Origin of the sequence: Rhodococcus sp. KRD175, assembly GCF_017168275.1 — a bacterium.
In the GTDB taxonomy this organism is placed as follows: Bacteria; Actinomycetota; Actinomycetes; order Mycobacteriales; family Mycobacteriaceae; genus Rhodococcoides; species Rhodococcoides fascians.
Genome location: NZ_JABFAQ010000009.1, coordinates 36,219 through 46,771 on the forward strand (window position 1 = coordinate 36,219; position 10,553 = coordinate 46,771).

11 protein-coding genes are annotated in these 10,553 nt (G+C 63.8%); 4 read left to right on the forward strand and 7 right to left on the reverse strand.

Annotated elements, in window-relative coordinates:
* Position 1: 1 nt before the first annotated feature.
* From J1M81_RS16055 to J1M81_RS16080, 6 genes are read right to left on the reverse strand one after another with little or no spacing between them, the layout of a single operon-like run.
* Positions 2–1,330 (reverse strand): MSMEG_0569 family flavin-dependent oxidoreductase, encoded by a 1,329-nt coding sequence (locus J1M81_RS16055; protein ID WP_241258169.1) that lies wholly within the window; start codon positions 1,328–1,330, stop codon positions 2–4.
* On the reverse strand, positions 1,327–1,617 hold the full coding sequence (locus J1M81_RS16060; RefSeq protein ID WP_027495242.1) for an MSMEG_0570 family nitrogen starvation response protein: 291 nt from the start codon (positions 1,615–1,617) through the stop codon (positions 1,327–1,329). The genes J1M81_RS16055 and J1M81_RS16060 overlap by 4 nt, the downstream gene beginning before the upstream one ends.
* On the reverse strand, positions 1,610–2,491 hold the full coding sequence (locus tag J1M81_RS16065; RefSeq protein WP_032372540.1) for a carbon-nitrogen hydrolase family protein: 882 nt from the start codon (positions 2,489–2,491) through the stop codon (positions 1,610–1,612). Before J1M81_RS16065 ends, J1M81_RS16060 begins: the two co-directional genes overlap by 8 nt.
* Positions 2,488–3,903, reverse strand: a complete 1,416-nt coding sequence (locus J1M81_RS16070; protein ID WP_032372541.1) for an MSMEG_0567/sll0787 family protein — start codon at positions 3,901–3,903, stop codon at positions 2,488–2,490. Before J1M81_RS16070 ends, J1M81_RS16065 begins: the two co-directional genes overlap by 4 nt.
* Before the next feature lies 1 nt (position 3,904).
* Positions 3,905–4,960, reverse strand: coding sequence for an MSMEG_0568 family radical SAM protein (locus J1M81_RS16075; RefSeq protein WP_032372542.1), 1,056 nt, complete (start codon positions 4,958–4,960; stop codon positions 3,905–3,907).
* 9 nt (positions 4,961–4,969) lie between these two features.
* Positions 4,970–5,494, reverse strand: a complete 525-nt coding sequence (locus J1M81_RS16080) for an MSMEG_0572/Sll0783 family nitrogen starvation response protein (RefSeq protein ID WP_027495238.1) — start codon at positions 5,492–5,494, stop codon at positions 4,970–4,972.
* A gap of 232 nt (positions 5,495–5,726) precedes the next feature.
* Between J1M81_RS16080 and J1M81_RS16085 the strand changes: the two genes are divergently transcribed.
* The 3 genes from J1M81_RS16085 to J1M81_RS16095 all read left to right on the forward strand — a co-directional run bounded on the left by J1M81_RS16085 (position 5,727) and on the right by J1M81_RS16095 (position 8,109).
* A complete protein-coding gene (locus J1M81_RS16085) occupies positions 5,727–6,122 on the forward strand; it encodes a hypothetical protein (protein WP_230074147.1) in 396 nt (131 codons plus the stop codon).
* Positions 6,115–6,519 (forward strand): hypothetical protein, encoded by a 405-nt coding sequence (locus J1M81_RS16090; RefSeq protein WP_027495236.1) that lies wholly within the window; start codon positions 6,115–6,117, stop codon positions 6,517–6,519. The genes J1M81_RS16085 and J1M81_RS16090 overlap by 8 nt, the downstream gene beginning before the upstream one ends.
* A 222-nt stretch (positions 6,520–6,741) precedes the next feature.
* Entirely contained in the window at positions 6,742–8,109 is a 1,368-nt protein-coding gene (locus J1M81_RS16095; protein WP_206498346.1) for an HNH endonuclease signature motif containing protein, read from the forward strand.
* 92 nt (positions 8,110–8,201) lie between these two features.
* Here J1M81_RS16095 and J1M81_RS16100 read toward each other — a convergent pair whose 3' ends face one another.
* A complete protein-coding gene (locus J1M81_RS16100) occupies positions 8,202–8,630 on the reverse strand; it encodes an SRPBCC family protein (protein ID WP_027495234.1) in 429 nt (142 codons plus the stop codon).
* A gap of 59 nt (positions 8,631–8,689) precedes the next feature.
* Between J1M81_RS16100 and ligD the strand changes: the two genes are divergently transcribed.
* The coding region (ligD, locus tag J1M81_RS16105; RefSeq protein WP_206498347.1) for a non-homologous end-joining DNA ligase at positions 8,690–10,553 on the forward strand (1,864 nt) is incomplete at its 3' end.

Sequence of the window (10,553 nt, forward strand, 5' to 3'; positions counted from 1 at the left end):
ATCAGACCATCTGACTCTGCGACTGCGCTGGGTCTCGGGACTGCGTCGAGTTTCGGGACTGCGTCGAGTTTCGGGACTGCGCAGCACTGATCTCGAGGCCGATTTGATCGGCCAGGAATGCGGCGTCGCGGGCCACCGAGGCGAAGCGTCCCGAACCCCAGGTGTGCTGCCAGGGCAGGCCCAGGAAGTACAGGCCAGGAACCGATGTGACGCCGCGGTTGTGCGTCGGGTGGCCCTCGCCGTCGAACGCCCCGACCTTCAGCCAGCGGTAGTCGGTACGGAACCCGACCGACCAGACGACGGCCTTAATGTCGGTGGTGGCGAGATCGAGTTCGGTGGTCTCGGACTCCGGACGCCACACCGGCACGTAGCGGTCCTCGGTGGGCGCATTGATGCCCTCGCGCTCGATGTACGCGTCGATGTTGTCCTTGATGCTCTCGGCCACCCGATCCGCAGCGTCGAGGGACGCTTCGAGGGTCGGGGCGAACTGCAGGACGCCGTCCTCCACGCCCAGCAGACGGCCGTACAGCTGCATGCCCTCGGTGGCGAACGCGCGCAGGTCGATGTCTCGACCACCGTCACGGCCGGTGACGTAGTGGTTCGTGTTCTCGCGTTTGCCGACGCCACCGGGTTGATCTTCGATGGAGACATCGTAGACGCCCATGTCGTGCAGCCAGGCGACACAGTCACGCCCCCGATAGAAGCGTGCGACGCGAGGTGCGGTGCCGGCGACGAGATGAACCCGGCGGCCGTCGAGGTGGAGATCCTCTGCGATCTGCGCTCCGGACTGGCCGGTGCCGACGACCAGTACGTCGCCGTTCGGGAACTGCTGCGAGCCGCGGTATTCGGACGAGTGGATCTGGACGATGTCGCGGGGAAGCTTCTCGGCGAAGCGCGGAATGGTGGGGATGTGGTAACCGCCGACGGCAACGACGATCTGATCGGCGTGCATGGGGCCGGCGGAGGTCTGTAGGTCGAAGCCGCCTGCCGCGGATTGCAAGGCCTGATTCACCGAAACATACTCTCGGACCGGTGCATCGAAGCTCTCGGCGTAGCGTCGGACAAAGGCGTAGACCTCGTCGCGCTGCATGAACCCGTCGGGATCGTCACCGTCGTAGGAGTATCCGGGGAGCGCACACTGCCAGTTGGGGGTGACGAGGGTGAAGTTGTCCCAGCGCGAGTCCTTCCATTCGTGCGCGATGGTGTCGCGTTCGAGGACGACGTGGTCGATGCCTCGCTGCGTCAGATGCCAGCTGATGGACAGTCCGGCCTGCCCGCCGCCGATGACGATTACGGAATGGTTCTCTCTTGCTCTGTGGCTCTCTGTCATAGCAATTCAGCTCCCGACATACTCAGTACGCGAACGGCACCGGCCTGATACGACGCGCTGACACCGTGAATCTCTTCCATCTGCTGCGCGGCCGACGTGCACCGCATCCCGAACTTGGCGAGAACTCGATCGCTCGCCACGGTCAATGCCTCGGACGTTCGCTGAACGAACTCGGCCACCGGGTATTCCTGCCCGGGGCTCAGATAGTCGTGCATCACCAAAGAGGGCGAGTAGCAGGACTGTTCGCGTCCGTCGGGCCACCGCACCACGAACGACATCTCAGGCATGAACGGTCTCCTTGGTGATGGTGCGATAGACCGAGGGCCGTCGGTCGCGCAGGTTGTACATGCCACCGCCACGTGCCGCGCCGATGAGCGCCTCGACATCGACGGTGGCTGTGGCCAAGCCCGGCTCGACGCCTGTGCCCGCGAGGATCTCACCGCCGGGCCCGACGATCTTGGCGCTGCAGACGAACCTCAGAGACCCGAACGTGCCGGCCTGATTCGCCGCGACCCAGATGATCTGATTCTCCAGTGCACGAGCGCGATCGTAGATGTCGAAGCGTTGCTTCCACCGATCTTCTTCCATGTTCGGGGTCGTCGCGGTACGTGCCGTGGGCCACGCGGAGATGGACGCGACGATCTCGGCTCCGTCGAGCGCGAGTTCGCGGGCCGCCTCGGGGAACCCCTTGTCGTAGCAGATCTGCATGCCCATCCGGCCGACCGGAGTGTCGAAGGCGGAGTAGCTCTCTCCCGCTGCGTAGCAGAGGTTTTCGCCGAGTGGCTGGTGCACCTTGCGATACGAACCGAGGATGCCGCTGCCGTCGACCGTCACCGCGGCGTTGTAGCGGGTATCGCCGTCCTTCTCGCAGAATCCGAACGTGACGACGGTATCGCCCGCCATGTCGATGACCCGCTTGATCTCGGGGCCGTCCAGTTCCAGAGCGGGTGGAAGTGCCTTCAGTCGACGCTGTCTCGATTCTTCGGTCTCGTCACCGCCACCGAGGCTGGGCAGGTACCCACCCAGGCACGCTTCCGGTAGCACCAGCAGTTGGCTACCGCGATTACGCGATTCCTCGAGCAGGGCGGCGATGGTGGCGTAACCCTGTTCCATGTCACGGCCGAATTCGGCTGCGGCCACGGAGATCGTGATGTCGTTCATGCTTCTCCCAATCCGGTCACCGTCGAAGTGACCGCGCGCGTGGTGATTCCATCGGGCCATCGCAAGGCGACGCCCGGAATGTCGGTGAGCTCTCCGCATTCTGCGGACAGTGCAGGTCCGGACGGTGCAGTCGGTGCACCGGGACGGTCCGCGGTGATCATCGCGAACCCGGGAAAACACGTGATCCATTCGCCCATCGACGCCGAGTCGGGCTTCGGAATCGAGGAGATGTCCAATACCGCACCGGTTCCGCTTGCCTCGGCCAGCATCCCGGTGGTCCCGGCCAGTCCCGCCATCGAGACGTCCTTGGCGGCCTTGGGCGCGGTGCGGGCGACGAACGATGCCATGGTCGTCAGTTCGGCGGAGTTGCGCCGTGACGTCGAATCCCATTGCTGGCCCTGATATCCACGACGCCAGCCACCCCCGACGTCCGCCGTCAGTGTCAACCGATCGCCGACGCTTCCCCCGCCGGCCCGTACCGGGTTCGTCGTGCGGCCCAGCGCAGTGACCGACAGCGACGACGGCACCCCGGCCTGGGTGTGGCCACCGAGTACCGGAACCTGCCAGGCCGCAGACGCATTGGCGAGGCCGCGGATGATGCGGGTCAGTCGAGATTGCGTGGGTGCACCGACGGAGTCGAGCATGCCGACTGCGTAGGCACCCATCGCCGAGAGGTCGTTGAGGTTGACCAGGGCCGCGCACCAGCCGGCCCACTCCGGGTCGCGGTCGACCATCGAGGGAATGATCGCATCGCAGGCGGCGATCATGTCGCTCCCCGGAACCGGGACCCCGTCGTCACCTCGAAATTCTTTGGCACCGAGCCCGAGTGGCTGCGCCTTCAGCGGCGCGAGGACGCCGGCGAGCATCGCCTTGGTCGACGACACCAGCCGTTCGATCCTGTCGATCGGCCAATACATCGCCACGTGTGGAGTATTCGCCACCTCGACGTCTCCACGCCTGATCCAGCCGAGACGGGTGAACAGTGTCTCGTTGCGCTTCTGCACCGTCGCGTCGAAGCGCAAAACGCCACGACTTTCGGCATGAGCACAGGCCGCACGAACCAGCGCTGGGCCCACACCGGAAGTGCGCGCAGAGGTGGTGACCACCAGGCGACTGCCGGCCCACCACCCCAGATCCGTTGCCGTGCAGGGTGCCAGGCGCACCCCACCGAGCACGGTGCCGTCTCGATCGGTGGCCACGAGAACGACGCAGCGAGGATCGTCGTCGACGTCGTCGTGATCGGTGCCGGCGAACAAGCCCTGTTCGGCGACAAACGTCTCTCTGCGCAGTGCCCGATACGCGTTCAGTTCTGCTGTGCCGCTGCACGGCTGGACGATGAACTCCGGTTGCACGACAGCGATTGCAGCGCCGGATAATCCGGCGAGATCGTTACCCTCCACGACGCCGTACATATCACCCTCCCGCGTTCTGCAGAACGCTGCACGCACCGCAGGCCGCGCAGCCTGCTTTCTGATCGGACCCGAGCATCGCCGCTGCCTGAAGTTCCTTGGCGACGCGTCGGGTGACGCTTTCGAGGACGTCGGCAGCGGGAGCCGTCGCCCGGTCGACATCCACCGCCAACGTGCCTGCGAGCGGCCGAAACGGAACGACGAAGGGATACACACCCATCTCGATCAGTTCCGCTGCACCCGAGACCAATTCGTCGGGATCCTCGCCGAGACCGACCAGTATGTACGTCGAAACCTGGTTGCGCCCGAAAACCCGGACCGCTTCTTTCCATGCCGCGCGGTACTCGTCCATCGAGACCGATGCCTTGCCCGGCATCCATCGGCGGCGCACGTCGTCGTCGAGCGATTCGACGTGAATTCCGATGGACTCGGCTCCGGCGTCGTACAGGTCCTGGATGGCCTGCAGGTCACCCGGAGGTTCGCACTGCACCTGGATCGGCAGTTCCGGGACCACGGCCTTGATGGCACGTACGCACCGGGCCAGATGACGGGCACCGCGATCCTTCGCGGCCGAAGTGCCCGTCGTCATGACCATCTGCGTCACCCCGTCCAGCCGGACAGCGGCCTCCGCCACCTCCGCAAGTTGCGCGGGCGTCTTGACAGCGATGGTGTCGCCCGCGTCCAGAGACGCTTCGATGGAACAGAAGCGGCACCGTTGATCGGCGTCGTAGCGAATGCACGTCTGGACCACGGTCGTGGCCAGAACACTGGTGCCGTGCAGCTTGGCGATCTTCTCGTAGGCGACGCCGTCGGCGGTGGAGAGGTCGTAGAACTTCGGGCGATCGACGGCCTGAACATCGAGGCCGATGTCGTTGCCGTCGAACAGAACTCGCCCTTCTTCGAGTACGTACGGACTGAGCGGGTTGCGCGGGATTGCTGCGCCGAGACCATCGATGCGGACATGTCCATCGTCACTCGGGCCGGCACCGGCAGTTCTGGACACCGGCGTTGCTCCTCGAATCCCGAGCAACGCCAGATCCACACGTGTAGAGATGGACATAACCGTCCCCTAGACCATGTAGGTCGAATTGATGATGGCACCCTTGCGCGCGTAATGGATCAATGCGTCCTGCACGTCCAGGGGGTGGGCCGGGATGACACCCTCGATGAGGTCTTCTTCGCGACCCCCGTGCAGGGCCAGCCCGAAGCGGCAGCAGAACACGGTGCCACCCTCGGCGATGAACGTCGCGAGGGAGTCGTTGATGTTCTGCTCACCCGGGAAGCCCGAGTCTCCCGTCGTCGGGAAGCCGCGCGTGGCAAGGCAATTGATAGCGCCTGGCCCATAGAAGTACATCGCCGACTCGAAGCCCTTCCGCAGAGCGCGGGTGGCCTGTAGCACCGCGACGAACGATACCGACGACTCGTGGGCGATGCCGTGCACCAGCGTGAAGTAGCTTTCGCCGTTCTCTGCCTTGTAGTCGGGGAAGATCTTGGTGGACCCGTAGATGTTGCTGCCCTTGGGAAGTGAGGGATGCGGAATCTCCTCGAGGGACTTCTTGATGTTCTCGGCGATGGACTGGTCGAGATCTGACACGTGCGTCTCCTGAGGTTCGCAGAGCGGGCTGGATGCGGTGGACACCGATGTCCACCCGAGAAAACCGTCATGTCCGACGAGAGGGCAGATCCTCTGCGGCCATGGAACAAGTACAGGCCTCGTCGATTTCCGATTGGTCACGCTCGGAACAACGTCGTGTTTCAAGGGCCTCACAGTGTTGACGTGGTGTTACGCGGTTACTGTGAAGGGAAGTCCATCCACCCACCGCAGCATGACGAGGAACTCGATGATCGGCGCCGTCACCGGCTTGTTGTACGTGTTGTCCCTGGTAGTGGGGATCTGGGTGCTCGTGAAGCTCGCCACGAACAGGCCCGTTCTGTTGAAGAACAAGGCCGACCGCGCGCTGTTCTGGACGATCGCGGCTACCGAAGGCGTCGTTGCACTGCAGGCCGTGATCGGGTTCGTGATGATGTTCGCCTCCGATCGCGACATTCACCGCCTCACGTTCGGGTCGTACCTCGTCGGACTGCTGTTCCTGCTCCCACTCGGAACGTGGTGGTCTCTGGGCGACCGTTCCCGCGGCGGCACCGCAGTGCTCCTCGTAGCCGTCCTCACCCTCGCAGCCATGGTGTTGCGACTGAGCCAGATTTGGGCCGGATATGCCTGACAAACTTCAGCAAGCCACGCGCACCGGATTCGGACGCTTCCTCATCGCCGTCTACGCCGTGTTCGCCGTTGCCGCGACATCGCGATCGATCGTGCAACTCACCACCCGATTCGACAACGCCCCGGTCGCGTACCTGCTGTCGGCATTTGCAGCCGTGGTCTACATCATCGCGACGGTCGGCCTGGCACGAGCAACCGAGGCATCGCGACGAGTGGTGACAGTCTCCTGCATCATCGAACTCGTCGGAGTCCTCGGCATCGGCACCCTCAGCTACATCCAGCCACAGGACTTCCCGGAGCCGACGGTGTGGTCGCACTTCGGATCCGGTTACGTCTTCATCCCGGTCGTGCTACCCATCGCAGGACTGTGGTGGTTGCGAAAGACACGCCAGCAGTAGAGGTCTGCTCTACATCTCGTGCATTGCAGTCCGACCCCTACATCGAAGCCACTGCGCGCCGCCCCGTTCGAGTTCAGCGGTCCCGGGCGATCCTCACTCGACTGACGTTGCGGCCATATCACGGGCCACCGACAGGTTCCGCATCCCGAATCCTTGTGCACAGCAATAGTTTTCGATTGCACCATCATTGCGCATCGAACACCCGTTCGATACACTTGGTCCATGACCACGGAGATCTGGCAACTGAGCGAAAGCGAACTCCTCGCCGACGCTGCTGATGTCTCCCACAAGATCCAACTGTTGGAGGCCCGGCGGATCGCCCTCGTTGCCGAGATCGACACCCGCGTGAGCCGGGAGAAGCTCGGCTTCCCCGGACCCGCAGGGTGGCTCACCTCCACCACCCTCCTCACCCCGAGCAAAGCGAACAAGATCGTGGCCCTCGCTCGCGGGTTGAAGAACTTCCCCGACATCGCCGACGCCGTCAACACCGGCGTCATGTCCGTCGACCACGCCGCCCTGATTCTCACCTTCGCCGAAACACCACCGAAGAACCTCCCCCAAGAGGGTCGCGACATCGCCCGCAAAGCCATGATCACCGCCGCAACCGGGCCCGGCGCACGCACCGACATCATCCGAGAAGCGATCACCAAACTCGAAGACACCTACGGCAGCGACAAGCCACCACCGGAAGACACCGACCGCAACGAACTCTTCGCCTCGAAAACCCTCAACGGACGTCTCGTGGCGAAGATGGATTTCGATGCGATCACCGGAGAAAAGCTGCTCACCGCGCTTTCGCCGTTGACCGAACCCCGACCCGCCGCAGACGGCACCCCAGACGACCGCAGCCCCGCCAAGCGCAGAGCCGACGCCTTCGGGCACATCCTCGACCGCTACCTCGCCTCCAGTGACCGCCCCACCGAGGGCGGTGAGAAGCCGCACGTCAACCTGCACATCCGGTTGCAGGACCTCCAGAGCCTGGCCAGCCAGAGCAGTGACGACATCACCGATGACGAAACCACACGCGCTACAACAGAATTCGACTCAGACCTGGTCGACCCGGTCGACATCGACACCACAGCAGAAACCAACAACGAGGCCGGTTCAGTGACTGCGGATCGTGGCGCATATCGGGACCTGTTCGGCGACGGCACCACCGTCGGCTGGCTGCCGTGGATGGGCCCGCTCTCCCGCAACACCTCTCGCCAACTCGCCTGCGATTGTCTTCTCACCGCCATCGTCATGGACGAGAACGGCAACCCACTCAACCTCGCCCGCACCGCCCGCACCGTCACCGCGAAACAGAAACGAGCATTGACCGCCCGCGATCACGGGTGCGCGTTCCCCGGCTGCGGAAGACCCGCCGCCTGGACCGAAGGTCACCACATCTGGCACTGGACCGACGGCGGACCCACTGACATGAACAACCTCGTCCTCCTGTGCGGATTCCACCACCGACTCATCCACCACAGCGACTGGGAAGTATTCATCGGCACCGATCAACACCCCTGGTTCGTACCCCCGGCATCCGTCGACCCCTACCGACAACCGAGACAATCCCACGCCCGAGCAGGCCCCCACATCGCATAGGCCCCTCGAACGCACACCAGCCCCGCACCGAGAACACGTTGCGGGGCTGGAAGAGATTGTCCGACAGCTGCTTCAGGAATCCCGAGATGCCGTCACTTCAATGCAGCCAGGTTCGCCACCGACTGCTTCACATCGGTATCGAGTGCACGGGCGACCACCGAACCCACCGGGCCGAACAGCACGCCCCCACCGAATTTCGCGTCGAGTGTCAGCTCCGAACCGCCCTCGGCCTCACGCACGTGGACGGTCAGCGAGATCCTCACTCCACCCTTGCCGCGGCCCGACATCTCGATCAGCTTCGGCTCTTCGTACTCGGTGAACTCCCAGTTGATCGTGTTCTTGAAACCCTTCACCTTCACCAGCGACTCGACCTTTGTGCCCTTGCCGACCTTGTTCGGCGGCGGACTGCACCAACCACCGTGGATGGTCATCCACTCGTCGAACCGGTCGAGCGCGGAAGCCTTGTCCCACGCGCCCTGAGGGTTCTCGGGCATCTGTACCGAGACACTGATCGTTGCCATGCATTCGAGCCTGTCACAACTTGCTCGCAGGTTCAGACGGCGAGCACTAACCTGAGACGATGGCCACGCTCGAGATCGAAGGCCGAAAGGTCTCCGTCACCAACCTCGACAAGGTGCTGTTCCCAGAAACCAGCACCACCAAAAGCGACATCATCGAGTACTACGCTGCCATCGCCCCGGCGATGCTGCCGCACGTCGCAGGACGCGCCGTGACCCGCAAGCGGTGGCCGAACGGCGTCGAACAATCCTCGTTCTTCGAGAAGAATCTCGCCGCATCCGCACCCGACTGGCTCGACCGCCGATCCATGCAGCATTCCGACCGAGTCGTCACCTACCCGTTGTTCTCCACCGCAGCGGATCTGGTGTGGCTCGGGCAGCAGGCGGCCATCGAAGCGCACGTGCCGCAATGGCGTTTCGACGGCACCGAACCCGGCCCTGCCACCCGCATGGTCTTCGACCTAGATCCCGGCGACGACGTCGACCTCGCCCGATGCGCTGAGGTGGCCTGCGAAATACGTGACCTCATTGCAGACATCGGCATGACCGCGTACCCGGTCACCAGCGGCAGCAAGGGAATTCACCTGTACGTACCGCTGGACAAACCGCTGTTGACGTCCGGCGCATCCACCGTCGCCAAACGCGTCGCCACCCTGCTCGAAGAACGGTCACCGGATCGGGTGACCGCCACGATGGCGAAAGCGAAGCGCACGGGTCGAGTGTTCGTCGACTGGAGTCAGAACAACGGAAAGAAGACAACCGTTGCGCCGTACTCACTTCGGGGCCGTTCCCTACCCACCGTCGCGGCCCCCCGAACCTGGGAGGAGCTCGAATCGCCGGGACTGCAACAACTTCGATTCCAGGAAGTTCTGGAACGGTTCCACGACACCGGAGACCTATTGGCTGACCTCGATCCGAAGCCGGCAGCGGACGAACACGACACCTCCGGCACGGACAAGCTCGGCAAGTACCGCAGCATGCGTAGCTCGGACCGAACTCCGGAGCCCATCCCGAAAGCCGCCGAGCCCCAGGGTAACGACGATACGTTCGTGATTCAGGAACACCATGCCCGACGCCTGCACTACGACTTCAGGCTCGAGCACGATGGAGTCTTGGTGTCGTGGGCCGTCCCCAAGAACATCCCGGTCGAGAGCGGGCAGAACCGTCTGGCCGTCCACACCGAGGACCACCCGCTGGAATATGCGACGTTCTCCGGACGAATCCCCAAGGGCGAGTACGGCGGCGGAGACGTCTCGATCTGGGACAGCGGAACCTACGAACTCGAGAAGTGGAGAGACGACGAAGTCATCGTCGTTCTGCACGGAGCCAAAGCACGCGGCAGGTTCGCCCTCATCCGCACCAAGGGCAACCAGTGGCTCATGCACCTGATGAAGGACCAACCCGGAGAGCACTCGACAAAAATGGACAGCCCGCCGACGGACAAGCCGGTGCTGAAGAACATCTCACCGATGCTTGCAACAGTGGGCGACATACTCGATCTACCCGAGGACGAGTGGTCGTTCGAGGGTAAATGGGACGGCTTCCGCATCGTCGCGGAATTGACTCACGGTTCGATGACCCTGCGCACCCGAAGCGGAAACGACTACACCGAGAAGTTCGGAGCCATCGGGTCTCTCGCCGAGGACCTGGCCGATCACGACGCCGTCATCGACGGTGAAGTGGTCGTCTTCGACAGCAACGGCATCAGCAGCTTCGAGAAGCTGCAGAACGCCGCCCGCGACGACATCCGGTTCATCGCCTTCGACCTGCTCCATCTCGACGGCACTTCCCTCGTGCGCAAGAAGTACTCCGACCGGAGACGATTGTTGGAATTGCTCACCACCGGCCTCGACTCGGTTCTGGTGCCGCCGTTGCTGACGGGTTCGGCTGCCGACGCCATCGCCGAGAGCCGGGAACGGGGGTGGG